Annotated in this window: 22 protein-coding genes; 13 read left to right on the top strand and 9 right to left on the bottom strand. The window is 65.6% G+C overall.

The window, feature by feature from the left end:
- Positions 1-30: 30 nt before the first annotated feature.
- Genes fadD3 through ipdE2 form a run of 4 tightly spaced genes read left to right on the top strand, consistent with a single transcriptional unit; the run spans position 31 to position 4596 of the window.
- On the top strand, positions 31-1578 hold the full coding sequence (gene fadD3, locus A5784_RS25815) for a 3-((3aS,4S,7aS)-7a-methyl-1,5-dioxo-octahydro-1H-inden-4-yl)propanoate--CoA ligase FadD3 (RefSeq protein WP_064947702.1): 1548 nt from the start codon (positions 31-33) through the stop codon (positions 1576-1578).
- Complete coding sequence (locus A5784_RS25810) at positions 1569-2714, top strand: acyl-CoA dehydrogenase family protein (RefSeq protein WP_064947701.1); 1146 nt, start codon at positions 1569-1571, stop codon at positions 2712-2714. Before fadD3 ends, A5784_RS25810 begins: the two co-directional genes overlap by 10 nt.
- Positions 2711-3664 (top strand): acyl-CoA dehydrogenase family protein, encoded by a 954-nt coding sequence (locus A5784_RS25805; RefSeq protein WP_064947700.1) that lies wholly within the window; start codon positions 2711-2713, stop codon positions 3662-3664. The genes A5784_RS25810 and A5784_RS25805 overlap by 4 nt, the downstream gene beginning before the upstream one ends.
- Positions 3661-4596, top strand: a complete 936-nt coding sequence (gene ipdE2, locus A5784_RS25800) for an acyl-CoA dehydrogenase IpdE2 (RefSeq protein ID WP_064947699.1) — start codon at positions 3661-3663, stop codon at positions 4594-4596. Before A5784_RS25805 ends, ipdE2 begins: the two co-directional genes overlap by 4 nt.
- 46 nt (positions 4597-4642) lie before the next feature.
- Here ipdE2 and A5784_RS25795 read toward each other — a convergent pair whose 3' ends face one another.
- Genes A5784_RS25795 through A5784_RS25775 form a run of 5 tightly spaced genes read right to left on the bottom strand, consistent with a single transcriptional unit; the run spans position 4643 to position 8703 of the window.
- Positions 4643-5566 (bottom strand): ABC transporter substrate-binding protein, encoded by a 924-nt coding sequence (locus A5784_RS25795; RefSeq protein ID WP_064947698.1) that lies wholly within the window; start codon positions 5564-5566, stop codon positions 4643-4645.
- A 2-nt stretch (positions 5567-5568) separates the two neighbouring features.
- Complete coding sequence (locus A5784_RS25790; RefSeq protein ID WP_232006239.1) at positions 5569-6288, bottom strand: ABC transporter permease; 720 nt, start codon at positions 6286-6288, stop codon at positions 5569-5571.
- Positions 6285-6929, bottom strand: coding sequence for an ABC transporter permease (locus A5784_RS25785; protein ID WP_064947697.1), 645 nt, complete (start codon positions 6927-6929; stop codon positions 6285-6287). The genes A5784_RS25790 and A5784_RS25785 overlap by 4 nt, the downstream gene beginning before the upstream one ends.
- Entirely contained in the window at positions 6926-8026 is a 1101-nt protein-coding gene (locus A5784_RS25780; protein ID WP_064947696.1) for an ATP-binding cassette domain-containing protein, read from the bottom strand. The genes A5784_RS25785 and A5784_RS25780 overlap by 4 nt, the downstream gene beginning before the upstream one ends.
- Positions 8023-8703, bottom strand: coding sequence for an IclR family transcriptional regulator (locus A5784_RS25775; RefSeq protein WP_064947805.1), 681 nt, complete (start codon positions 8701-8703; stop codon positions 8023-8025). The genes A5784_RS25780 and A5784_RS25775 overlap by 4 nt, the downstream gene beginning before the upstream one ends.
- Before the next feature lie 126 nt (positions 8704-8829).
- Between A5784_RS25775 and A5784_RS25770 the strand changes: the two genes are divergently transcribed.
- Positions 8830-10281, top strand: coding sequence for an aromatic amino acid lyase (locus tag A5784_RS25770; protein WP_082945069.1), 1452 nt, complete (start codon positions 8830-8832; stop codon positions 10279-10281).
- Here the strand turns inward: A5784_RS25770 and A5784_RS25765 are convergent.
- On the bottom strand, positions 10278-10931 hold the full coding sequence (locus A5784_RS25765) for a TetR/AcrR family transcriptional regulator C-terminal domain-containing protein (RefSeq protein WP_064947694.1): 654 nt from the start codon (positions 10929-10931) through the stop codon (positions 10278-10280). The two genes, A5784_RS25770 and A5784_RS25765, sit on opposite strands and share 4 nt — an antisense overlap.
- Before the next feature lie 130 nt (positions 10932-11061).
- Between A5784_RS25765 and A5784_RS25760 the strand changes: the two genes are divergently transcribed.
- From A5784_RS25760 to A5784_RS25725, 8 genes are read left to right on the top strand one after another with little or no spacing between them, the layout of a single operon-like run.
- Positions 11062-12690: an ABC transporter substrate-binding protein gene (locus A5784_RS25760; RefSeq protein ID WP_064947693.1), complete on the top strand. Its 1629-nt coding sequence runs from the start codon at positions 11062-11064 to the stop codon at positions 12688-12690.
- Between the two features lie 5 nt (positions 12691-12695).
- Positions 12696-13649, top strand: a complete 954-nt coding sequence (locus tag A5784_RS25755; RefSeq protein ID WP_064947692.1) for an ABC transporter permease — start codon at positions 12696-12698, stop codon at positions 13647-13649.
- Positions 13646-14500, top strand: coding sequence for an ABC transporter permease (locus tag A5784_RS25750; RefSeq protein WP_082945068.1), 855 nt, complete (start codon positions 13646-13648; stop codon positions 14498-14500). The genes A5784_RS25755 and A5784_RS25750 overlap by 4 nt, the downstream gene beginning before the upstream one ends.
- Positions 14493-15485 carry an ABC transporter ATP-binding protein gene (locus A5784_RS25745; protein WP_064947691.1) on the top strand — a complete coding sequence of 331 codons (993 nt, stop codon included), beginning with the start codon at positions 14493-14495 and terminating at the stop codon, positions 15483-15485. The genes A5784_RS25750 and A5784_RS25745 overlap by 8 nt, the downstream gene beginning before the upstream one ends.
- Positions 15475-16284 (top strand): ABC transporter ATP-binding protein, encoded by an 810-nt coding sequence (locus tag A5784_RS25740; protein WP_064947690.1) that lies wholly within the window; start codon positions 15475-15477, stop codon positions 16282-16284. Before A5784_RS25745 ends, A5784_RS25740 begins: the two co-directional genes overlap by 11 nt.
- Positions 16281-17627 (top strand): serine hydrolase domain-containing protein, encoded by a 1347-nt coding sequence (locus A5784_RS25735; protein ID WP_064947689.1) that lies wholly within the window; start codon positions 16281-16283, stop codon positions 17625-17627. The genes A5784_RS25740 and A5784_RS25735 overlap by 4 nt, the downstream gene beginning before the upstream one ends.
- A gap of 5 nt (positions 17628-17632) precedes the next feature.
- Positions 17633-19240, top strand: coding sequence for an amidohydrolase (locus tag A5784_RS25730; RefSeq protein ID WP_064947802.1), 1608 nt, complete (start codon positions 17633-17635; stop codon positions 19238-19240).
- Between the two features lie 13 nt (positions 19241-19253).
- Positions 19254-20408 carry a pyridoxal phosphate-dependent aminotransferase gene (locus tag A5784_RS25725; RefSeq protein WP_064947688.1) on the top strand — a complete coding sequence of 385 codons (1155 nt, stop codon included), beginning with the start codon at positions 19254-19256 and terminating at the stop codon, positions 20406-20408.
- 115 nt (positions 20409-20523) lie between these two features.
- Here A5784_RS25725 and A5784_RS25720 read toward each other — a convergent pair whose 3' ends face one another.
- From A5784_RS25720 to A5784_RS25710, 3 genes are read right to left on the bottom strand one after another with little or no spacing between them, the layout of a single operon-like run.
- Positions 20524-22458 carry an acetoacetate--CoA ligase gene (locus A5784_RS25720; protein ID WP_064947687.1) on the bottom strand — a complete coding sequence of 645 codons (1935 nt, stop codon included), beginning with the start codon at positions 22456-22458 and terminating at the stop codon, positions 20524-20526.
- Between the two features lie 34 nt (positions 22459-22492).
- Positions 22493-23239: a 3-hydroxybutyrate dehydrogenase gene (locus A5784_RS25715; protein WP_064947686.1), complete on the bottom strand. Its 747-nt coding sequence runs from the start codon at positions 23237-23239 to the stop codon at positions 22493-22495.
- Positions 23236-24564 (bottom strand): MFS transporter, encoded by a 1329-nt coding sequence (locus tag A5784_RS25710; protein ID WP_064947685.1) that lies wholly within the window; start codon positions 24562-24564, stop codon positions 23236-23238. The genes A5784_RS25715 and A5784_RS25710 overlap by 4 nt, the downstream gene beginning before the upstream one ends.
- Between the last annotated feature and the right edge of the window lie 4 nt (positions 24565-24568).

Here is a 24568-nt window from a genome sequence, read left to right as displayed (position 1 = left end):
CCAAGCACTTGCTTTGTTAGAGGAGCATCAATGACCACCGACCCGAGGACCGTCCCGGGGGTCCTGGACCGGATTGCCGTGCAGTTTTCCGACCATGAGGCCCTGGTGAGTCCCGATCGGCGACTGACCTACCGGGAACTGCGCGACGAGGTACGCCAGGCTGCCGCCGCGATGATCGCGCTCGGCATCCAACCCGGCGACCGCGTTGCCATCTGGTCACCGAACACCTGGCACTGGGTGGTGGCGTGCCTGGCCACGCACTACGCCGGCGGCGTGATGGTGCCGCTGAACACCCGCTACACCGCCAGCGAGGCCACCGACATCCTCGCGCGCACCGAGGCGCCCCTGTTGGTCGCCGCGGGCCAGTTCCTCGGCTCGGACCGGGCGTCAGAACTGGACCGCGATGCGCTGCCTGCGCTGCGCCACGTAGTGCGGGTCCCGATCGAAGGGAACGACGGAACCTGGGACGAGTTCGTGGCCAGGGGTACAGACCTCGACGCGGTCGACGCCCGCGCCGCCGCAGTGTCACCGGATGACGTCTCCGACATCCTGTTCACCTCCGGAACGACGGGCCGCAGCAAGGGCGTGCGGTGCGCACACCGGCAGTCCCTGGACGGCTCAGCGGCGTGGGCGGCGTGCGGCGAGGTGACCAGCGCCGACCGCTACCTGTGCATCAACCCGTTCTTCCACAATTTCGGCTATAAGGCCGGCATCCTGGCGTGCCTGCAGACCGGCGCCACGCTCGTTCCGCTGTTGACGTTCAACCCCGAGCAGGCCATGAAAACGGTTGCGGAGCAGCACATCACAGTGTTGCCCGGTCCGCCGACCATCTATCAGACCCTGCTGGATCACCCGAAGCGCGCCGATTATGACCTGAGCTCGCTGCGCTTCGCGGTCACCGGCGCCGCCACAGTACCCGTCGTGCTCATCGAGCGCATGCAGAACGAGCTCGACATCGACATCGTGCTCACGGCTTACGGTCTCACCGAGGGCGCCGGTTTCGGCACCATGTGCCGCCCGACCGACGATGCCGTCACGGTGGCCACCACCTGCGGCCGACCGATCGCTGATTTCGAGCTGCGCATCGACGAGCCCACCGGCGAGGTGCTGCTGCGTGGCCCCAACGTCATGCTCGGCTATCTCGATGACCCCGAGGCTACCGCGGCGGCCATCGACGCCGACGGCTGGCTGCACACCGGCGACGTCGGAAAGCTCGATGCCGCAGGCAATCTGACCATCACCGACCGGCTTAAAGACATGTACATCAGCGGTGGGTTCAATGTGTACCCGGCCGAGATCGAGCAGGTGCTCGCCAGGTTGGACGGGGTCGCCGAGTCCGCGGTGATCGGCGTGCCCGACGAGCGCCTCGGCGAGGTCGGTAAGGCCTATGTGGTGCTCAAACCGGGCGCTTCGCTCGATGAGGCCACTGTGATCGCCTATGCGCGTGAACATCTGGCGAACTTCAAGGCGCCGCGGTCGGTGGAGTTTCTCGACGTGTTGCCGCGAAATCCGGGCGGCAAGGTGATCAAACCCGTGCTGCGCAGCAGAGGGACCCGAGAAGGGGTGCAATGGACCTGAATTTCGACGACGAGACCGAGGCCTTTCGGGCCGAGGTGCGCGAATTCCTGACGGCCAACCGCGGCTCGTTCCCGACGAAGTCATACGACACGCTCGAAGGTTTCGAACAGCACCGGCGTTGGGACAAGGTGCTCTTCGATGCCGGGCTGTCGGTGATCGCGTGGCCCAAGAAATATGGCGGCCGCGACGCCACACTGCTGCAGTGGGTGGTGTTCGAAGAGGAGTACTTCCGGGCCGGTGCGCCCGGGCGGGCCAGTGCCAACGGCACCTCGATGCTGGCACCGACACTGTTCGCACACGGTACCGAGGAGCAGCTGGACCGCGTGCTGCCGAAAATGGCCAGCGGTGAAGAGATCTGGGCTCAGGCCTGGTCCGAACCTGAGTCGGGCAGTGATCTCGCCTCGCTGCGCTCGATCGCGACGCGTACCGACGGCGGCTGGAAGCTCAACGGACAGAAGATCTGGAGTTCGCGGGCCCCGTTCGGTGAGCGCGGATTCGGATTGTTCCGTTCCGACCCGGAAGCCCAGCGACACAAGGGCCTCACCTACTTCATGTTCGACCTCAAGGCTCCCGGGATCACGGTACGGCCCATCGCCCAGCTCGGCGGGGACACCGGCTTCGGCGAGATCTTCCTCGATGACGTGTTCGTGCCCGATCACGACGTCATCGGTGGCGTGCACGACGGCTGGCGGGCGGCGATGAGCACGTCAAGCAATGAGCGCGGCATGTCGCTGCGCAGCCCGGCCCGTTTCCTCGCGCCTGCCGAACGGCTTGTCCAACAGTGGAAATCCCATCCCGACCCGGTGTTCACCGACCGGGTGGCCGATGCGTGGATCAAGGCCCAGGCCTATCGGCTGCACACGTTCGGCACGGTGACCAGACTCGCGAGCGGCGGTGAGCTGGGCGCCGAGTCCTCGGTGACCAAGGTGTTCTGGTCGGATCTCGATGTCGCGCTGCACCAGACGGCCCTGGATATGCAGGGTGCGGATGCCGAGCTCACCGGTCACTGGACCGAAGGCCTGCTGTTCGCGCTCGGTGGCCCGATCTACGCCGGCACCAACGAGATTCAGCGCAACATCATCGCCGAGCGACTCCTCGGCTTGCCGCGGGAGATTTCTGGGGGGAAGCCCAAGTGAACTTCGAGATAGACGAACAGCAGCGCGATTTCGCGTCGAGCATCGACGCTGCACTGGCTGCTGCCGACGTGCCCGCCGCCGTGCGGGCCTGGGCTGCCGGCGACACCGCGCCCGGCCGCAAGGTGTGGACGCAGCTCGCCGACCTCGGTGTGACGGCGTTGCTGGTGCCGGAGAAGTTCGACGGCATCGACGCCCACCCGGTGGATCTCATCGTGGCACTGGAGCGCTTGGGCTACTGGGCGGTGCCCGGCCCGGTCACCGAATCCATCGCCGTCGCACCGGTGTTGCTCTCCGAGGACGAGCGGTCCGGGCAGCTCGCGGCGGGTGAGCTGATCGCCACCGTCGCCATGCCGCCGCAGGTACCGCGCGCCGTCAACGCCGATGTCGCCGGCCTCGTCCTGGTGGCCGCCGACGGCCACGTGGCCGACGCCACCGCCGGCACAGCGCACGATTCCGTCGATCCGGTGCGAAAACTGTTCGATGTCGACGTAACTGGCGCTCCCCAGGCTGCTGACACCGCGCGGGCCTACGAGTTCGGTGTGCTGGCGACCGCCGCACAACTGGTCGGCGCCGGGCAGGCCATGCTCGATCATTCGGTCGAATACGCCAAGCAGCGCACGCAGTTCGGCCGGGTGATCGGCTCGTACCAGGCCATCAAGCACAAGCTCGCGGATGTCCACATCGCTGTCGAACTGGCCCGTCCGCTCGTCTACGGGGCGGCGCTGTCGCTCGCGGAACGCTCACCCGATACGGCGCGCGACGTCAGCGCCGCCAAGGTCGCCGCGGCCGACGCGGCCCTGCTGGCGGCGCGCTCGTCACTGCAGACCCACGGCGCCATCGGCTTCACGCAGGAGCACGACCTGTCTCTGCTGTTGCTCCGAGTTCAGGCCTTACGCTCGGCCTGGGGCGATCCCACGCTGCACCGTCGTCGGCTCCTGGAGGTCTTGTGAATGAGGAACGCGAGCTGCTGCGGGAAACCGTTGCAGCCCTGGTGGACAAGCACGCCTCCCCCGAAGCCGTGCGCGCGGCGATGGAATCAGACCGCGGCTATGACGAGAAGCTGTGGAGCCTGCTGTGCGAGCAGGTCGGCGCCGCGGCCCTGGTAGTGCCCGAAGAGCTCGGCGGTGCCGGCGGCGAACTCGGCGATGCCGCAGTGGTTCTCGAAGAGCTGGGCAAGGCTCTGGTGCCCACTCCCCTGCTGGGTACGACGCTCGCCGAGCTGGCCCTGCTCGCCGCCGGTGACCATGAGCCGCTCGAGGCGTTGGCCGAGGGCACGTCCATCGGCACGGTGGTGTTCGATGCCGAGTACGTCATCAACGGCGACACGGCCGATGTGGTGATCGCCGCCGACGGGCAAAACCTCACCCGCTGGACCACTTTCACCGCACAGGCCAAGACCACCATGGATCTGACCCGACGCTTGGCCGCGGTCACACCCGGCGAGACAGCGGTGCTCGGCGCGGATCCGGGTCTGGCCGACACCGCGGCGCTGCTGATGGCCGCCGAACAGGTCGGCGCGGCGGCGCGCTGTCTGGATCTCACGGTCGCCTATACAAAGGACCGGGTGCAGTTCGGCCGGCCGATCGGTAGCTTCCAGGCACTCAAGCATCGGATGGCCGATCTGTACGTCAAGGTGTCCTCGACCCGCGCTGTGGTCAACGATGCCATCGCCTCTCCGACACCGACCGCGGCGGCACTGGCCCGGTTCATGGCCTGCGAGACGCTGTCCGCGGTGACCGCCGAAGCCATTCAGCTGCACGGCGGCATCGCGATCACCTGGGAGAGCGACATCCAGCTGTACTTCAAGCGCGCGCACGGTAGTGCACAACTGCTCGGGCCGCCGCGAGAGCAGCTGCGGCGGCTCGAAGCCGAAGTGTTCTAGGCGGCTCGCCGCCGAAGTGTTCTAGGCGGCTCGCCGCCGAAGTGTTCTAGCGGCTGATCAACCCCGCTTGCGCGAGCCACTTCTTGGCGATGTCGGAGAGGTTGGTGCCCTTGGCGGCCTCGGCATTCATGTCGATGAGGTCGTTGGTGGTCAGTTTCGCCGACACGTCGTTGAGCGCGTTGGTGAGAGCTTGAGATTGTTTGGACGACTTGACCAGCGGGATGACGTTCTCGGCGGCGAACAGGTTCTTGTCATCGTCAAGGGCGACAAGGTTGTTGGCCTTGAGTCCGGGATCGGTGCTGAAGAGGTCCCCGGCCTGAATCTGGCCGTTGGTCAGCGCCGTCATCGTCAGCGTTCCGCCGGCGTCCAGGCTGACGAAGTCCTTGAAGTTGAGCCCGTACACGTCGTGTAGTCCGACGACACCCTGCACCCGGGTCTTCCACTCCGGCGGACCGCCGAGCACCATTTCCCCTGCGACCGGTGCGAGGTCGGAGATCTTGTGCAGCTTGTACTTGTCGGCGGTGGCCTGTGTGACGGCGACGACGTCCTTGTCCTGGGCGGGCGACGGCGCGAGCAGCGTGATCCCGGCGGGCATCCTGCTGACCAGGCCGGTGACGACTGCCTCGGTGGTGGAGGCGGTCGATTCAGGGTTGAGATAGCTGAGCAGGGCGCCCGAGTACTCGGGAACCAGATCGATGGAGCCGTCCTTCAACGCTGCCATGTACACCTCACGGCTGCCGATGTTGAACTGCTCCTTGACCTGGATTCCCTTGGCCTGCAACGCCTGCGAATAGATGCTGGCGATCAGCTGGCTCTCGGTGAAGTCGGCCGACCCGATGATCACCTGGGAGCCCGCCGAGCCGGCGGCATTGTCGGAGGACAGCGGGTCACTGTTCAGGCCGCAGGCCGACAGCGTCAGCGTCGCAGCAGCCGCGGTGGCCAAGGCGGACAAGAATTTTCGTCTGATCATTTTCAGACCTCCATCGGTACGGCAGTGTCAAGAGGGGACGTTTTGGCAGCTACCCGGCGCAGGCCGGGCGATACCACCACTCGGCCCAGCCAGGCAAAGCCGAGTTCCAACGCGATGGCGACCAAGGCGACAAGGATTGCACCGCCTGCCATTTCGCTGTAGTTCGCCTGCGCCCGGCCGTCGAGGATGAACCGGCCAAGACCCTGCAGGCCCAGGTAGGCGGCGATGGTCGCGGTCGAGACGATCTGCAGTGTCGAGCTGCGGATGCCCGAGATCAGCAGCGGCAGCGCGCACGGCAACTGAACGTGCACCAGGATCTGCCGCTTCGTGAACCCGATGCCGCGGGCCGCACCCACCGCGTCGGGGTCGGCGGTTTGGATCCCGGCGTACGTGCCGGTGAGGATCGGCGGCACCGCCAGCAGCACCAGCACCACGATGGTGGGCAGAACATAGACCAGCTTGCCTGCGACGACGGGTGCGAAGAGCAGGAACAGCAGCACCAGCAGGCCCAGGCTCGGCAGCGCACGCAGCGCATTGGCGAGCCCGGCGACCAGGGTCTCACCGCGACCGGTGTAGCCGATCAGGATTCCCAGCGGGACGCCGATGGCCAAGGCCACCAGCAGTGCGATCGCCGAGTACAGCAGGTGGTAGCCGACCTGCATGGGGATGCTGCCCGAACCGCTCCAATGCGCAGGATCGGTGAACCAGCCGATGATGTTCATGAGGTGACCGTCCGTTGCCGCCATGGGGTGAGTAGTTTGTTCGCCACGATGATCAGTCCGTCGAGGACCACGGCCAGCACGACGCACATCACCACGCCGGTGACGAGCGGTACGAACAGCCGCAGCTGGAAGCCCTGGGTGAACAGTGACCCCAGCTGCGGAATGCCCAGCAGCGCAGCCATGGTCACGATGCTGACGTTGGACACCACCGCCACCCGCAGGCCTGCGGCGATCACCGGCACCGCGACGGGCAGTTCCACCAGCAGCAGTCGCTGCCAGCCCCGGTAGCCCATGGCCTCTGCGGCGGCCACGGTGTCGTGCGGCACCGAGCTCAACCCGTCGGCGACGACCCGTACCAGCAGGGCCAGCGTGTAACAGGTAAGCGCCACAATGATGTTGATGGGGTCGAGGATCTTCGTCCCGAGCAGAACCGGCAGCAGGATGAACAGGGCCAGCGACGGAATGGTGTAGAGCAGGCCGGCCACACCGACGATGGCCGCATAGCCCCGTTTCGACCGGTGCGCCCACCATCCCAGCGGCAGCGCGAGCAGCAGACCCAGCACCGTGGGAATCACCGTCAGCCAGGTGTGACTGATGGTGAGGCTCACGATGCGGTCGAGGTTCGACGAGATCCAGTTCACGATCGGGAGTCCTTCGCGCGCCGGATGGCCTCGACGATGTCGTGATCGGTGACGGTGCCGAGCAACTTGCCGGCGTCGTCGGTGACCACGCAGCGCCCACTCGGGCTCGACAGCGCGGAGTTGAGGAGCTCGCGCAGCGGGTCTGAGCGTCGCGCGGTGGTGCCGCACAGATTGACGTCGCGGTCGACGACGGTGTCGCCGGACAGGTTCGCGGTATCGACCCAGCCGACCGGCGCATGGTTGTCGTCGATTGCCAGGATCCACTTACCCTCGACCACCGGGATGTCCGAAACCGGTTGCCCGACCGTCACTGTCGGCTCGTCGTTGAGGCGCAGCCGGTCGTCGGCGGTGTGGAACCCCAGCGCCTGGTAGCCGCGGGCGGAGCCGACGAAGTCGGCGACGAACGAGTCGTTGGGGGCTGCCAACAGTTCGGCGGGCGACGCGGCCTGCGCCAGCGTTCCGCCCTGGCGCAGCACCACGACCTGATCGCCCAGTTTGAGGGCCTCGTCGATGTCGTGGGTGACCATCACGATGGTTTTGGAGATGTCGGCCTGCAGTCGCAGGAACCCGTCCTGCAACTGGCTGCGGACGATCGGGTCGACTGCGCTGAAAGGCTCGTCCATCAACAGGAATGGCGGATCGGTGGCCAGCGCGCGGGCCACGCCGACTCGCTGTTGCTGACCGCCGGAGAGTTGCCAGGGATACCGGCGGGCGAACTTGGCATCGAGTCCGACACGTTCGAGTAGTTCCATTGCCTTGGAACGGGTTTCCTTCTTACTGCCCCCGAGCAACCGCGGCAGCGCGGCCACGTTGTCGACGACCGTGCGATGAGGAAACAGGCCCGCGTTCTGGATGACGTAACCGATGCGTCGTCGCAGGGACACCCGGTCCAGCGACTGGGTGTCGACTCCGTCGAGTTCGATCGTGCCCGAGCTGGGTTCGATGAGCCGGTTGATCATCCGCATCGAGGTCGTCTTGCCACACCCGGATGGGCCGACCAGAGTGGTGATCTTTCCGTTTGGCGCGGTCAACGTCAGGCTGTCCACGGCGACCGTGCCGTCCGGGTACACCTTGGAGACGTTGTCGAATGTGATCATGACTGTCTTTCTTCGGAGTCCGACTTGGGGGAACGGCTCAGCTGGGCGGACAACTCCGCCGCAGCCGAGACCAGCAGTTCGCCGCACCGGGACGCTTCGGATTCGGTAACCCGATAACTCGGGATCACGAAACTCAGCGCTGCGACGATGCGTGCTTCGGAGTACACCGGGCACGCGATCGCGGTTACGTCGGGCTCGACGCCGCGTTCGACAACGACGTACCCGTCGCTGTTGACGTCACCGCGAAGCGCGTGCCCCGCGGCGGAGATATCCAGTGGAATGGTCCGGCCCACCCAACTGGTGTGACGCACAGAGTGAGTGCCCTGCATGATGCCGATGTAGATGGCGAGGTCGCTGTGCCATTCGACCGACAGATAGACCGACTCGCCGGTCTGCGCGACGAGTTTCTCCATCACCGGCTTGGCCAGGTCGGTCAATGACTCGCTGCTGAGCGCGGCGGCGCCCAGCTGGATCATGCGGCCGCCCGGACGGTAGATGCCTGCCTCGTCCTTGGCGACGAAACCCGTGGACTCCAACGTTCGTAGCAGCCGCAGCGCGGTACTCGGCGCCAGATCGCAATCCCTGGCGCTGTCAGCAAGGTTCACGCTGCCGCGCTCGCAGATCGTGGCGAGCAGGGCGAGTGCCCGCTCCACGGTTCGGGTGGATGCTTCAGCCAACTCGCCACTCCTCTCTGGCCGCGCCATTTCTAGTGGCTGGAATTCGATTGCCATCTAGCGGAATTTTTAGGTTGGAGCGATGATAGGTCGTGTCACGCGCCAGCGGTAGAGATTGAGGAGAATTACATGGTTGTGCTGAACGGGACGGGCACGATTGCCGACGTCGTGACGCTCGCAGACGGCCGCGAACAGGTGTCGATCTCCGCAGACGTCCTCGCAGGCGTCGACCAGGCCTACCAACGCGCAGCCGATCTGAGCACACGCTTCCCCACCTACGGGCGCACCACCGGGGTCGGTGCGAACCGGACCACCCAGGTTCTTGCCGATGACAAGGACTACGGGATGCGGCTGCTGCGCAGCCACGCCGTCGATGCCGGCGATCCCCTCGCCGACAGAACCGTCAGGGCGATGCTCGCCGTGCGCCTGATCCAGCTGTGCGCACCGGGCGCGGGGCTCGACCCGAAGATCCTGTCCGCGCTGGTGCGGATGCTCAACGACGACGCCCTGCCCGAAGTCCTTCAGTACGCGTCGATCGGCACCGGCGACCTCGCCGCACTGGCAGGCACCGCCCTGACGTTGATCGGCGAGCGGCCCGCCAAAACTCCCCTGACGCCGATGCAGCCGTGGGGTGCCGACAGCGCGCTGCCGTTCATGAGCAGCAGTGCCCTCACCGTCGGACGCACCTGCCTCGCCCTGGACGAGCTGCAGCGGTTGGAGCGGGCGTCCAGCGTCATCTACATGCTCAGTTTCCTTGCGCTCGACGGTAATCCGTCCACCTTCTCGGTTACCGCCGCCCGCGCCGCGGCGGCTCCGCACGTCGATACGGTCGCCGGACGCTTGCGGTCGCTGTCCATGGGTGACGGGCGAGACGATCGCGAGCCGCGCCGCATCCAGGATCCGTACGGCCTGCGGGTGTACCCGGTCGCGCACGCCAGCGTCGTCAATTCCCTGGATTCGCTTGGGCAGCAACTGGAGCGGACCCTCAACGCCGCCCAGGAGAATCCCCTTTTCGACATCGAGGGCGACGCGGTCGTCCACCACGGCGCGTTCTATCAGGCGTCGTTGTCGCTCGAGCTCGACGGCGCCACTCTGGCATTGGCGCTCACCGCACCCATCACGCATTCGCGCATCCGGATGCTCAACGACCCGGAGACCAACGGCCAGAACGCTTTTCTCGCCACCAGCGAAGACGGGTCATCGGGGCTGATGATGGTCGAATACGTCGCCGCGGGCGCGATCGCCGAGATCCGCGCGGCGGCGCAGCCCGCATCGGTCGGCACTCTCGTCCTGTCCCGCGGTGCCGAGGAGGACGCCACGTTCGCGTCTCAAGGCACGCAGCAACTCGAGCGGTCGGTCGCCGCGTACCGCGTGCTGCTGGCCTGCGAGTTGGTCGGCGCGCTGCGACTGCTCCGGCAGCGCGGACTGCACGAGCGATTCACCGGGGTGCTCGGCGAGGCGCTCACCCTGGCCTCGGTGCTGCCGTGGAACGACCAGGACCGCGACCTGCGCGGCGATCTGGCCGCAGCCGAAGAGCTGCTGGATCACCTGGGCCGGTTGGTGACGGATTCCGGCGACTAGCCGGCCTTGAAGTCGGCCAGGCTGAGCCGCAAGCCCGCGATGAGCGCCGCGAGGCCGACCTCGAAGGCAGCGTCGGCCATGACCGTCGCGCTGTCGCGTGATGCCGCCAGCGCGGCGGCGAAGGCGGGCACGCGCTCCTCGTCGCCGACGGGATCAAGGTTGCCGGGCGCGGCCAGCACGTCGAGTGATGAACCGATGATGAAGGATTCGAGCGCAACGATCACCGGCACTATCGCCGCCTCCGGCCAGCCACCCCGCAGCATGCATCGCGTGATGGTCTCGTATCCCTGAAGCGAGGCTTCCGTCCCGTCGATCGGGACCACCGCGAGTTGAGCGATCAGTTGCGGGCTCGTGGCGAACGCGGTGCGATACGACCGCGCCCACGGCACGATCGCAGCGTCCCATTCGTGGTCGGCGAACGAGCTGGTGTCGATGCGCGCGGCAACTTCGGTGCGAACGAGATTGACGAGGGCGCGCCGGTCCCGCACGTGGTTGTACAAGGCCGGCGGGCGCACACCTAGTTTCTCGGCCAGCTGAGCCATCGTGAAGTCTTCGCCGCCCGAGAACAACTCGAAGGCCGCGGCCGTGATCTTCTCACGGTCAAGCAGTTTGGTTCGTGGCCTACCAGCCGGGCGCTTCGCCTCTCGCATGCCGGACCTGCGCCTCCAACCCAAATTTGATCCTTGACAGAGTCTACTGACTCTCTTAAAAATTACTGTCATTAATTTTAGCGCGGTTGTCGCAGACCGCACGCCTCGACTACCCACCTGGGATGGACAGATGCACAAGCGAATTCTCACGACGCTCGCCGGTGTCACCACTGTGGCGCTGTTGGCCAGTTGCTCGAGTGGCCAGCGCCCCCAGGCAGGACCAGGGCAGATCGATTACACGACCACAAGCCCTGCGGCCACGGGTCATCTCGACAAGGTGACCTGGAATCTGCAATACGAGCCGTCCAGTCTCGACCCTGTCCACTCCGGCAACTACGCCGAAAACCAAGTCATCGCCAACCTTTGCGACACCTTGCTTCGGGTGCCACCGACGGACGCGTCGAAGATCGACCCGGCGCTGGCCACCAAGGCAAGCAACCCGACCCCAACAGAATGGGTTTACGACCTCAATCCCGCGGCGAAGTTCTGGGACGGTACGGCGGTGACGCCCGAAGACGTCATCTTCAGCCTCATGCGGAATAGCGACACGTCGCTCAACTCGTACTACGCGGAGGCCTTCACGCAGGTGAAGTCCATCGACAAGACCGGCGATCACCAGATCACGGTGCACCTGAACTCCCCCAACGCCGAATTCAATCGCGCGATGGCCAGCCCCGCCGGCACCGTCGTGAAGCAGGCCTATGTCCAGGCGCAGGGTGACAAGTACGGCAGCCCGACGGGCGGAGCAATGTGTTCGGGACCGTTCAGGTTCGGCAGTTGGACGCCAGGCAAGGACTTGACGATCCAACGCAACCCGAACTACTGGGACAACTCGTTGGCGCCGAAGGTCGACAACGTCACGTTCACCTTCATCGGCGACGGGGCCACGCTGGCCAACGCCCTGCTCAGCGGGCAGGTGGACGGCAGCTACCAGCTGCCCTGGGACGGCTTGGGCCGACTGTCCAGCTCGTCGGTAGGTTCTGTCTACTACGCGCGCAGCCCGATCGTGTTCTCGCTGATCATCTCGGCCGAGTCCGGGCCACTCAAAGACCCGAAAATCCGTCGTGCACTGGCACTTTCACTTGACCGGGACGGGATCATCTCCAATGCGTTCGCGGGCGCAGCCCTACCGGTCAAGGCATTGGCGACACCTCAGACCTGGACCTACGCCAAGGACGTCTATTCGAAGGCATACGACGATCTACCGGCCTTGACGCAGAACCTCGATGAGGCCAAGAAGCTGGTCGCCGAAGCCGGCTCCCCGAAAGACGAGATCGTGCTTGCGTACGCGGGAGGCGCATCGCAGTATGTCGCAACGATCTTCGACTCCATTCAGCAGACCGGCAAGCAGATCGGGCTCAATATCACCCTGAAGCCCATCCCGGTGAAGACGTACAACTCGATCTTCGGGGATGCGAGTCTGCAGAAGGGCGTCGACGCGTTCGAGACCGACTGGTATCCCGACCTGAACGATCCGCTTTCCTGGTACGGCATGTTCGTCAAGGGTGCGAGCAGCCTGACCTTCGGCTACGACAACCCGACCGTGAACTCGTCGCTCACCGAGGCCAAGGCCACGTCCGACGACACCGCCCGCGCGCAACTCGTCACAAAGGGACAGCAGCAGATCATGGCGGATCTGCCGTGGATCCCGGTTGCCGAGGAAGCCAACACCCTCTTCATGAACAAGCGGGTCACCGGTGCGCCCGTGTCTTTCGTGCAGCTGTCCTATCCGTGGGCGGCCTTGTTGGGCGCGCGCTGACTCCGATGAGATATGTGGGGTTCATCCTCAAGCGTCTTGTGTTCGCGGCGGTGACAGCGGCGGTGGCGAGTTTCCTGGTGTATGCGGCGATGTACTTTTCGCCAACGAGCTCGCTGTCGCTGCTGCTCGGCGGGCGCAACGTCTCACCCGAGCAGATCGCTCGCGTACGCCAGCAGTACCACCTCGACGAGGGACTGCTCGGGCAGTACTGGCACTGGCTGAGCAGCTCGCTGCGTGGCGATTTCGGCACCTCGTTTCTCTACCGCGACAGTGTCAGCAGCCTGTTGGGCAATCACCTGACCACTACGGCATTCCTCGTCGTGTACGCGGGGATCCTCATTCTGACTGTCGGCGTCAGCACTGGCGCCCTCGCGGCGCTGCGGTCCGGATGGTTGGACGGTGTGCTCAGGTTCTGCTATTCGGCAGGCATCGCGATCCCGGCCTTCGTCGCTGCAACAGTCTTGATATCGACCTTCGCCGTGCAGTTCCCGATCTTCCCCGCGTACGGCTCTGGCAGTGACTTCGGCTCTCGGGTCTACTCTCTGACACTGCCCGCGATCGCACTGGCGTTGTCGAATGTCGCCTATATCGGGAAGGTCACCAGAGCTTCGATCAATCAGACCAAGTCACTCGATTTCGTCTGGGCTGCCAGCGCGCGGGGGATCCGTCGCCGAACTGTGACGATGCGCCACACGATGCGCAACGGGCTGTTGCCGGTCGTCACCGTCGGTGGGCTCAGTATGGCAGGGCTGATCGCTGGGACGGTTGTCGTTGAGACCGCCTTCGGCCTCGATGGGATCGGATCACTTCTGGTGCAGGCGATCTCACAGAACGACTTTGCTCTGGCACAGGCCATCGTGTTGATCCTGATCGTCGTGTTCATCCTGCTGAGCACGGTCGTCGACATCATCTACGGGCTGCTCGATCCTCGGATAGCCGAAGGACTTGTCGCATCATGACTGCTGCCGTAACAGCGGGACGTTACAGCTTCTTGCGTAACACCGCCGCACGATTCTCGTCGCCTTGGACAGTCCGCCTGGCTTCCGGATTTCTCCTGCTGGTCGTACTGATGGCCGTGGCGGCCCCGGTGATCGCACCGCACGACCCCGATGCAGGCTCATTGGGCGGAGCCTATCTCGGGTTCAGCGCCGACCACCTGCTCGGCACCGACGCCTCGGGCAGGGACATCCTCTCGCGTCTCGTCTTCGGTGCCCGCACAACGATGTTCGGTGCGACGCTGATCGTCGGACTGGCAACGGTGGTCGGTGTGTCACTTGCCCTGACCGGGGCCTGGCAACGACGCGCCGACGGCATCGTCTCGCGCGTTTTCGACACCGTTCTGGTGCTACCGGCGCTGCTGCTGGCCCTGGCTGCGACAGCATTGTTCGGAGCCGGGCTCACCGCGGCCGCCATCGCCCTGGCCGTCGCGTACGTTCCCTACGTCGGGCGCATCACCCGCTCGGCGGCGCTACAGCAAGTTGCGCAACCGTATATCTCCGCGTTACGCCTGCAGGGATTCCAGCCTGCCCGCGTGGTCGGTCTGCATCTGCTGCCGAATCTCGCCGGTCTGATCACGGCGCAGGTCACGGTGCTGTTCGGGTACGCCATCATCGACATGGCCGCCGTGTCCTATCTCGGGCTCGGGGTGCAACCTCCGCAATCAGACTGGGGCACAATGATTTCAGCCGGACAATCGAGCATCGTCCGCGGCTTCCCGCAGGAGTCGCTGTACGCGGGGCTGGCGATCTTCCTCACGGTCTTCGCGTTCAACATCATCGGCGACCATCTCGGAAAGCGCTTCCATGTCTGAATCCCTCCTGACCGTCGACGGTCTCTCGGTTTACCTGCCGTCAGCGGCACGTCCCGTCGTCGCTGACGTGTCGTTCGCGCTCGCCCCCGGCGAGTGTCTGGGTGTGGTCGGCGAGTCCGGCAGCGGCAAGTCCGTCACGGCGAGGTCCATACTGGGCATACCGCCCGCCGGTATGTTCGCCAGCGGCACGATCGGATTCGGTTCCCACACTTATGACGTCACCGATGCCGAGACCATGCGGCGCTGGCGATCCAAGCACGTCGGAGTGATCTTCCAGGACCCTGCCTCGGTCATGGATCCGACCCGCACGGTGGGCGACTACCTCACCGAGGTGCTGGTCTATGAGCGGCGGATGCCTCGCAGAGAAGCTCTGCGGAAGGCCGCGGAGATGCTCACCTCGATGGGGCTGAGCGACCCGCGCGCCTTGCTCGATCGTTACCCGCACGAGTTCTCCGGCGGGCAGCTTCAGCGCATCTGCATCGCTGCAGCTCTGTTGTCCGATCCCGACCTGCTGATCGCCGATGAACCGACCACTGCGCTCGACAACACCACCCAGGCGCTGGTGATCGCCCTCCTGGACCGAGCACGTCGAGAACGGCAGGTGTCGACGGTGTTCATCACCCACAACCTCGAACTGGCACTTGCCTTTTGTGACCGCATCGCTGTGGCATACGCGGGCCGCATCGTCGAGATCGGCGATACCCGCACCGTGGCGCGCGGCGGTCACCATCCATACACCAATGCGTTGCTGCGGTGCCAGCCCGATGTTTCGCGGCGCCATGAAACGCTGCCGGTCATCGCGGGACAGCCACCCGCTCTGACCCAGTCACTCACCGGATGCGTATTTCGCGAGCGCTGCCCACGTGCCACCGATGCATGCGGCGAGCTGCCCTCCTGGACAGCCGAAGACGAACGACTCGGCTATGCCTGCGTCCATCCGATGACACCGGGGACGACCCCGAACGGAGTTCATGATGCCGCATAGCGTGTCGCTGGAGGTCCGGGATTTGACCAAGACGTTCCGTGCCCGCCGCGGCGCAGCAGCGGTACAGGCACTGCGCGGCGTATCACTCGACGTTCACACCGGCGACGCCGTAGCACTCGTGGGCGAATCCGGCTCGGGCAAATCGACTCTGGCCCGCATTGTGATGGGACTTGAGACGGCCACGAGTGGTTCCGTGCTGCTCGACGGCCAGCCGGTTCGTAAAGGCCGCAGCGACGTTGCACGACGCGCCCGCCGGATACAGATGGTGTTCCAGAACCCATATTCATCGTTGGATCCCATGCAGACGGTCGGATCAGCGCTGCACGAGGTCATCCGTTTCCACCTCGGCCTGCCCGAGAAAGAACGCAGGGATCGAATCGCCGACCTTTTGACCTCGGTCGGGTTGCAACCCGATATGTCCGAACTCAAACCAGGCTCGCTGTCCGGAGGCCAGCGGCAGCGGGTCGCGATCGCGCGAGCCCTCGCGGCAGGACCGGACCTACTGGTGCTCGACGAGGCGGTGTCTGCACTGGACGTGTCGGTGCAAGCGCAGATTCTCAATCTGCTCAACATGATTCGCGCCGAGCGCGGACTGGCGTTCCTGTTCATCACTCACGACCTGGGCGTCGTCCGCCAGGTGTGCGATCACGTGCACGTGATGAGCCGTGGCGAAGTAGTCGAGAGTGGTCCGGTCGACGACGTTCTGGCACGCCCGACGCATCCGTATACCCAGGTCCTTCTCGACTCGGTACCGCGCCCCGGATGGCGGCCCGAAGCGGTCGCCGCACTCGACCGATGACCCGCGGTCGACCTGTCACGCTGCCGCAGCTGCGTGACGCCATCGCGGACGTGGTCGCGGGAGATGCCGGCCGTGCGGTTCCGGGTATCGCCGTGGGCATCAGCCTGCGCGGGGACAGCACCTTCCTCGGATGCGGGGTGACGAGCCTGGAGGATCCCCTACCGGTAACCGAGCACACGATCTTTCAGATCGGTTCTATTTCAAAGACTTTCGTGGCACTGCTCATCGCCCGACTGGTCGATTCCGGGCGATTGACACTCGACCGGTCGGTTGCCGATGTCCTCGACGATGTCGCCGTCGACCCGAGGATCACCGTCAGGCATCTGCTCACTCACTCTTCGGGCGTGTCCGGAGACCCGATGATCGCGAATGCTCCTCGGTTGCTCGCGAACAACGCCGATGATGGACTCGCAGTCGCGCTGCGGGAGCTCAGCGGACGTCCTTTAGACTTCGCGCCAGGCACCGCGTGGTCGTACAGCAATGCAGGGATCATGTTGGCGGCAGCCCTGATCGAGCGGATCGAAGGGCGGCGATACCCCGATCTGCTGTCTGAACGAATCCTGCGCCCCTTGGGTATGTACCGCTCGTTCACATCGGCGGACGAGGCCATCACCCATCGCGTAGCCGCCCCGCACGCAGACGCACGGGTGCTGCGCAATGCGGGGTGGCAACGGCACTGGCAACTACCGGGCTGGGATGTTCCCGGCGGCGGAATCGCCAGCACCGCACACGACATGGTCAGCTATGGACACCACCTGCTGTCCGGTAGTGAGCCCGCAATCTTGCTGAGTCCGCAGTTCTACAGAGGGCAAGCAGGACACCACTTTGCGCTGGCATGGTATCTCGATGATGTTGGCGGACAACGTATCGCCTGGCACGACGGTCTCACCACCGGCTACTGCGCACGCATGACGTTGATGCTCGATCAGCAGCTGTGCGTGGTGGTGCTCACGAATTCAACTGAAGGGGAAGCCCTGCATCGGGCGCTCGACCGGGCTGTCGCACAAGCGGTTACCGGGATTGATCCCTGGCGACTGCCAACTCGCCTACCGATCCGGCCTGGCGAATTCGAAGGCGATTACGACGCCGGAATCTACGGCACCATCCGCGTGACCGGCGTCGGCGCCGACGAACTCCGGATCGAGGCACATGAACGCCCCGTCGAGGACGGGCAGTACCGGCTGGTGCCATTCGCGCCTCAACGCGCTGTGCGGATCTCCGACAACACACTGTTGGTCGTGGCCCCGGCAGCTGACGCCGGCGGCGTCATCGAGTACGGGCGCGGGCCCACTGGGCAAGTGACGTACCTGCGGATCGCCGACCGGCTCGCAAGAAAAGGATGAAACCGATGTCGAATGCTGGGCAAACTGTCTTCGTCAATGCCGAGCTTCCCCTGGCCGAGACCGCCGCCCACTGGGGCATCGTGGTCGAGGGCAGTCACATTTCGGCGGTCGTACCGATGACCGACCTTCCGCCGACCTTGGGTGCACGCGTCGTGGACGTCGCCGGTGCGGCGGTCCTGCCAGGGATGACGGACGCGCATGTCCACGCGGTCGAATCCGGTGTCGAGTTGATGCGGTGCGATCTCGCGGGCACCGACAGCTGCGACGACGCCATGGCAACGATCGCCCGATACGTGGACGACCACCCCGGCGCGAACTGGATCGTGGGGCGGGGCTGGTCATTGAGCCATTTCCGGCACACCGGCACCATGCTGGGCGACCTCGACCGCGTCACCGGGAACCGACCCACATACCTTGCCAACCGCGACGGTCACAGCGCTTGGGTCAATTCAGCGGCACTGCAACTAGCCGGCATCACAGCCGACACCCCCGACCCTCAGGGCGGCCGGATAGAACGCCTCGCCGACGGTTCACCCGCCGGGCTCCTGCACGAATCCGCGATGCAGTTGGTTTCTGATCTGCTACCCGCGCTCGATGACCGGACCAGGATGGCAGGGCTTCTCGCCGCGCAGACCCGCCTGCTGTCCCTTGGGGTGACCGGCTGGCAGGAAGCGATCGTCGGTGAGTTCGTGCCCACCACCGACGTCCTGGACGTGTATCGCCACGCAGCCGACACCGGTGAGCTGCGGGCCCGAGTGACAGGGAACCTCTGGGTTCCCCGCACCGGATTCGCAGACTGCGTCGACGCTTTCGTCAGCCTGCGCGCGGATGTTCCCTCGTCGTCCCGATTTCAGCTGACCGGCGCCAAGATCATGTACGACGGCGTGTGCGAGACGTTCACCGCCGCGGTGGGCCAGCCGTACCGCATCGACACCGAATATCCGACCGGTATCACCTTCTTCGACAAAGATGAACTGCAGCCGGTGGTCGTGGCCCTCGATCGAGCCGGGTTCGACATCCATTTCCACGCCATCGGTGACCGGGCCGTCGCGGACTCCGTCGAAATGCTCGAAGCGACCGAACGAGCAGGCCGCCGTCATCAGATCGCGCATCTTCAGCTGACGAACTCCGAGCTGATAAGACGGATGGCTGACAAGGGCATCATTGCCAACATCCAACCTTTCTGGGCTCAGAACGACGACCAGATGACCGATATGGCGTTGCCGTACCTACCCGCGGAACTCTTCGCGCACCAGTACGAATTTGCCACTATGGCGCGCCACGGCGTGCAGCTGGCAAACGGGAGCGATTGGCCGGTCTCAAGCCCGAACCCCTTCGACCAGATCCACGTAGCGGTGAATCGCAATTATCCCGGTTCAGGTGAAACGTTCTTCCCCGATGAACGGCTGACGCGTCGCGAAGCCTTGCTTGCGGCGACTGCCGGCAGCGCTTACGCATCGCGCCAGGAGTCCGTACGCGGCGCGATCTCACCCGGACTCGAAGCCGATCTGATCGTGCTTGAACGGCCGCTCAGTGACGTTGCCGACGACGATCTACACGCGGTTCGCGTCTCACAGACCTACGTCAACGGGCAACTCGCCTTCCAGAGGTGACTAGCCTGGCGAGATGGACGTCTCGTTGCGCGCAGGTATCCCACCGTTTCACGTGATGGATGTGTGGCTGGCCGCCGCTGAACGTCAGCGCACGCACGGCGATCTGGTGAATCTGTCGGCAGGGCAGCCCAGCGCCGGGCCACCGACCGCCGTGCGCGAGGCTGCGGTCGCAGCGATCCACGGCAACCAGCTCGGCTACACCGTCGCTCTGGGCATCCCGGAGCTGCGCGCCCAGATCGCCGCGTCGTACCGCAAGTACGGCGTCGAGGTCGGCGTCGACGACGTCGTGCTCACCACGGGATCGTCCGGCGGATTCCTGCTGACGTTCCTGGCCTGTTTCGACGTCGGCGATCGGGTGGCGATCGCCAGCCCCGGCTACCCGTGTTACCGCAACATCCTTACCGCGCTCGGCTGCGAAGTCGTCGAGATCCCGTGCGGCCCGCAGACCCGGTTCCAGCCCACGCTCACCATGCTCGAAGAGTTGGATCCGCCGGTGGCGGGCGTGATCGTGGCCAGCCCGGCGAACCCGACGGGAACCGTCATCGCGCCCGACGAGCTCTCCGCGATCGCTTCGTGGTGTGAGGCCTCGGGCGTGCGACTGATCAGCGATGAGGTATACCACGGTCTGGTGTACGAGGGCGCCCCCGCGACCAGCTGCGCGTGGGAGACCTCCCGAGATGCCGTGGTGGTCAACAGTTTTTCGAAGTACTTTGCGATGACGGGCTGGCGGCTCGGCTGGCTGCTGGTGCCCGAGGAACTGCGCCGCGCGGTGGACTGCCTCACCGGCAACTTCACCATCTGCCCACCTGCTCTCGCGCAGCATGCCGCGGTCGCCGCGTTCACCCCGGAGTCGCTGGCCGAGGCCGACGGGCTGCTGGCCCACTATGCCGACAATCGCAGGCTGCTGCTCGACGGGTTACGCGATATCGGGATTGACCGGCTGGCTCCGACGGACGGCGCGTTCTACGTGTACGCCGATGTCAGCGACCTGACTGACGACTCACTGTCGTTCTGCTCGAAGTTGTTGGCCGACACCGGTGTTGCCATCGCACCCGGGGTCGACTTCGACACGGTCCGCGGCGATTCCTACGTCCGGCTGTCATTCGCGGGGCCGACGCGCGACGTCGAAGAGGCGGTGCGTCGGATCGGGCCGTGGCTGCAGCGCTGAGCCCGCGCCGAGACTACGGCTTTTGACGGGAAATCAGCGATTTCGCAGCAAAACCCGTAGTCTCGGCGGGCCCATCGCGGGCGGGCCCATCGCGGGCGGGCCCATCGCGGCGGACCTATCGCTTGATACCCGCATACCAATCCAGCAGATCCGGATTGTCGACGGCGCTGCGCTCGACCACCTTGTCCGGGTCGGCACCCTGGAACAGTTTCTTGATCGGAACTTCGAGCTTCTTGCCGGTGCGGGTATGCGGAACGCCTGGGGCGACGATGATCTCGTCGGGCACGTGGCGCGGGGAGACCTCGGTGCGAATGGTCTGCTTGATGCGGTCGCGCAGATCGTCGGTGAGCTCGATCCCGTCGGCCAGCACGACGAACAGCGGCATCCAGTAGCCGCCGTCGGGTTGTTCGGCACCGATCACGAGGGACTCGACGATCTCGGGCAGCCCCTCCACCGACTGATAGATGTCGGCACTGCCCATCCGGATGCCGTGCCGGTTCAGCGTCGAGTCGGAGCGGCCGTGCACGACGATGCTGCCGTGGTCGGTGATGGTGATCCAGTCGCCGTGCCGCCACACCCCCGGAAACATCTCGAAATAGGCGTCCCGGTAACGGGATCCGTCGGCATCGTGCCAGAAAAAGATCGGCATGGACGGCATCGGTTTGGTGATCACCAATTCGCCGACTTCGCCGCGCACGGGATTGCCTGCCTCATCCCAGGCATCGAGTGCCACCCCGAGGAACGGCGCCGAGAGCTCCCCCGGCCATACCGGCACGGTCGGGACGCCACCGATGAACGCCGACACCACGTCGGTGCCGCCGCTGATCGAGTTGACCTGAACCCGCTCGCCGACGTTATCCCGCAACCACAATGCCGAGGACGGCGGCAAGGACGACCCGGTGATACCGACACTGCGCAGCGCCGACAGATCATGCTGCTTGCGTGGTACCGCACCGGCTTTCGCGCAGGCCAGCACGTAGCCGGGGCTGGTACCGAGCACGGTCGCGCCGACCGTGGCCGCGATGCTCCACAGCGCATCGGCCTGCGGATAGGTGGGGCTGCCGTCGTAACAGACGATGGTTGCGCCCACCAGCAGCCCGGCCACCTGGAAGTTCCACATCATCCAACTGGGGCTGGTGTACCAGAAGAACGTGTCATCGCGACCGATATCGCTCTGCAAGGCAACGGCTTTGAGATGCTCGACGAGCACCCCGCCATGGCCGTGCACGATGCCTTTGGGCAGTCCGGTGGTTCCCGACGAGTACAGGACCCACAGCGGATGGTCGAAATCGACTGCGGTGGTGACCACGTCGGCATCGCCGGGGGCGCTCGCCGACTCCCAATCCACCCACTCGCTGCGGGCCGGACCCAGCCGCGACACCAGCACGGCCGCCTTGAGCGTCGGCAACCCGGCGCGCAGGGCGGCGATGTCTTCGCTCTTGTCGTAGTCCTTACCGGCGAACCGGTAGCCGTCCGCGGTCACCAGCACCGTCGGCTCCAGCTGGCCGAGCCGGTCCAGGGCGGCCTTCGCGGTGTAGTCCTGCCCGCACGCACTCCAGATCGCCCCGATGCTCGCGGTGGCGAGAAACGCGACGACGGCCTCGGCGATGTTCGGCAGGTAGCCGACCACCCGATCCCCCGGCTGCACCCCCAGCTTCTGCAGGGTCTGCGCGAACGTCGCTGTGCGCGCGAGCAATTCGGACCAGGGCAGCTCGGTGACGGCGCCGCCCTCGGCGACCGTCAGGATCGCGGGACGGTCGGTGCGAGCGTTGCGGAGAATCTGATCGACGTAGTTGAGCCGCGCGCCCGGAAACCAGCGCGCCCCCGGCATCGACTCACCGGTGAGTACCTCGGCAGGCCGCTCGCCGAGTTCGAAGTAGTCCCACAGGGCACCCCAGAACTCGGCGGGATCGTCGACCGACCACTGCCACAGATCGTGGTAGTCGGCCAGTTCGCGGCCTGCCCGCGCCGCCACGAACCGCGCGAAATCCGTGACTTGCGCGTTGTCGATGTCGGCCTGCGTCGGCTCCCACTGAGGCGCTGTACTCACTTAGTGCTCCTCGCGTGCGCGATTCATTTGGTGCTCATCGTGCGGTCCATCCACCATCCATCGTGTACGACGCCCCGGTCACCATCCTGGCGTCGGGCGACGCGAGCCAACCTACCAATGAGCCAACCTCTTCGGGCTCGACCAGCTCCTTGATGGCGCTCTCCTTCAGCAGGACCTTGGCCACCACCTCATCCTCGGGGATGCCGTGGATGCGGGCCTGGTCGGCGATCTGCTTGGCCACCAGCGGTGTCCGCACATAGCCGGGGTTGACGCAGTTGCTGGTGACGCCGTGCGGTCCGCCTTCCAGCGCGGTCACCTTCGACAGGCCCTCCAGCGCGTGCTTGGCGGTGACGTAGCCGGCCTTGAATTCCGAGGCGCGCAGCCCGTGCACGGAGGAGATGTTGATGATCCGGCCGAACCCGCCCGCGTACATGTGCGGCAACGCAGCGCGGATGAGCAGAAACGGGGCTTCGACCATCAGCGCGAGCAGCGTCCGGAACTTGTCCGGCGGAAACGCGTCGATCGGGTTGATGCTCTGCACCCCCGCGTTGTTGACCAGAATGTCGCAGTCCAACCGCAGGCCTTCGAGCGCCCGGACGTTGAGAAGATCTACCGCCCAGGACTTCCCACGGACCTTGGCCGCCACGGCGGAGGCTCCGGCCGCGTCGATGTCGGCGACCGTCACCGTCGCGCCGCGCGCGGCGAGCGCATGCACGCACGCCGCACCGATCCCACTCGCCGCGCCGGTGACCAGCGCGGTGCGCCCCTTCAGATCGCTCATGTCAGCGCCCTTTCCGCGTCGGCTGCGTCGATGTCGACCAGGTCGATTCCCTTGGTCTCCCGAGCGAACACCACCGAAACCAGGGTGATGAGCGCGGCCGCGGCCAGGTACCCGGCGATCGGCACCCAGGAGTCATACTGGCGCAGCAGCCACACCGCGATGATGGGTGCCAACGACCCGGCCACAATGGCCGTCACCTGATAGCCAAGGGACACACCGGAATAACGCATCCGGGTGGGGAACATCTCGGCCATGATCGCCGGCTGTGGCGCGTACATGAAGGCGTGGATCACCAGCCCGAGCGTCACGGCCGCGACAATAGGCAGATACTTGCCGGTGTCCATCATGGGGTAGGCGACGAAGCCCCAGCCCACCGCCGCGGCCGCCCCGATGAAGTACACGGGCCGCCGCCCGTACCGATCCGAGAGCCGCCCGACCGTCGGGATCGCCACCAGATGCGCCGTGTGCGCGATGAGCAGCCACCACAGGATGTCGCTGGTGTCGGAGTGCACCTGTTCCTTGAGATAGGTGATGGAGAAGGTGACCACCAGGTAATACATGATGTTCTCGCCGAAGCGCAGGCCCATCGCGGTCAGCACCCCCCGCGGGTACCGCTTGAGCACCTCGATGGCGCTGAACGAGCTTTCCTTGATCTGCTCGGCTTCCTGTTGCGCCGCAAGGAAGATCGGAGCGTCGGAGACCTTGGTGCGGATGTAGTAACCGACCAGCACCACGACGGCCGACAGCCAGAACGCCACGCGCCAACCCCACGACAGGAAGTCGGCATGCGACAGCCCGCCGTAGAGCACCAGCAGCACGACCGTGGCCAGGATGTTTCCCACCGGGACACCGGCCTGCGGCCAGCTCGCCCAGAACCCGCGGGTGCGGTTGGGACTGTGCTCGGCGACCAGCAGCACCGCACCGCCCCATTCGCCGCCGACGGCGAAGCCCTGCAGGAACCGCAGGACCACCAGCAGAGTGGGGGCCAGATAGCCGATCTGGCCGAATGTGGGCAGGCAGCCCATCAGGAAGGTCGACACACCCACGAGCACGAGGCTGAACTGCAGCAGTTTCTTGCGACCATATTTGTCGCCGTAATGACCGAACACGATGCCGCCCAGCGGGCGGGCGATGAAGCCGACGGCATAGGTGACGAACGCGGCCAGGATGGCGTCGAGATCATTGCCGCCCTGCGCGAAGAACACCTTGTTGAAGACGAGCGTGGCCGCGGTTCCGTAGAGGAAGAACTCGTACCACTCCACCACCGTGCCTGCCATCGAGGCGACGACGACGCGTCGCAGTCCAGCGGGAATGGGCGCGCTCATCGGC

It is taken from the genome of Mycobacterium sp. 852013-50091_SCH5140682, assembly GCF_001665685.1.
Taxonomy (GTDB): Bacteria; Actinomycetota; Actinomycetes; order Mycobacteriales; family Mycobacteriaceae; genus Mycobacterium.
The sequence above is the reverse complement of the archived record's forward strand: the minus strand, read 5'-3'. Positions and strand labels throughout refer to the sequence as shown.

Bases quoted from the DNA above. Each gene is read 5' to 3' on its own strand.
- fadD3 (WP_064947702.1), top strand. From the start codon at position 31: ATGACCACCGACCCGAGGACCGTCCCGGGGGTCCTGGACCGGATTGCC.
- A5784_RS25810 (WP_064947701.1), top strand. From the start codon at position 1,569: ATGGACCTGAATTTCGACGACGAGACCGAGGCCTTTCGGGCCGAGGTG.
- A5784_RS25795 (WP_064947698.1), bottom strand. From the start codon at position 5,566: ATGATCAGACGAAAATTCTTGTCCGCCTTGGCCACCGCGGCTGCTGCG.
- A5784_RS25790 (WP_232006239.1), bottom strand. From the start codon at position 6,288: ATGAACATCATCGGCTGGTTCACCGATCCTGCGCATTGGAGCGGTTCG.
- A5784_RS25780 (WP_064947696.1), bottom strand. From the start codon at position 8,026: ATGATCACATTCGACAACGTCTCCAAGGTGTACCCGGACGGCACGGTC.
- A5784_RS25770 (WP_082945069.1), top strand. From the start codon at position 8,830: ATGGTTGTGCTGAACGGGACGGGCACGATTGCCGACGTCGTGACGCTC.
- A5784_RS25765 (WP_064947694.1), bottom strand. From the start codon at position 10,931: ATGCGAGAGGCGAAGCGCCCGGCTGGTAGGCCACGAACCAAACTGCTT.
- A5784_RS25760 (WP_064947693.1), top strand. From the start codon at position 11,062: ATGCACAAGCGAATTCTCACGACGCTCGCCGGTGTCACCACTGTGGCG.
- A5784_RS25755 (WP_064947692.1), top strand. From the start codon at position 12,696: ATGAGATATGTGGGGTTCATCCTCAAGCGTCTTGTGTTCGCGGCGGTG.
- A5784_RS25750 (WP_082945068.1), top strand. From the start codon at position 13,646: ATGACTGCTGCCGTAACAGCGGGACGTTACAGCTTCTTGCGTAACACC.
- A5784_RS25745 (WP_064947691.1), top strand. From the start codon at position 14,493: ATGTCTGAATCCCTCCTGACCGTCGACGGTCTCTCGGTTTACCTGCCG.
- A5784_RS25740 (WP_064947690.1), top strand. From the start codon at position 15,475: ATGCCGCATAGCGTGTCGCTGGAGGTCCGGGATTTGACCAAGACGTTC.
- A5784_RS25735 (WP_064947689.1), top strand. From the start codon at position 16,281: ATGACCCGCGGTCGACCTGTCACGCTGCCGCAGCTGCGTGACGCCATC.
- A5784_RS25730 (WP_064947802.1), top strand. From the start codon at position 17,633: ATGTCGAATGCTGGGCAAACTGTCTTCGTCAATGCCGAGCTTCCCCTG.
- A5784_RS25725 (WP_064947688.1), top strand. From the start codon at position 19,254: ATGGACGTCTCGTTGCGCGCAGGTATCCCACCGTTTCACGTGATGGAT.
- A5784_RS25715 (WP_064947686.1), bottom strand. From the start codon at position 23,239: ATGAGCGATCTGAAGGGGCGCACCGCGCTGGTCACCGGCGCGGCGAGT.
- A5784_RS25710 (WP_064947685.1), bottom strand. From the start codon at position 24,564: ATGAGCGCGCCCATTCCCGCTGGACTGCGACGCGTCGTCGTCGCCTCG.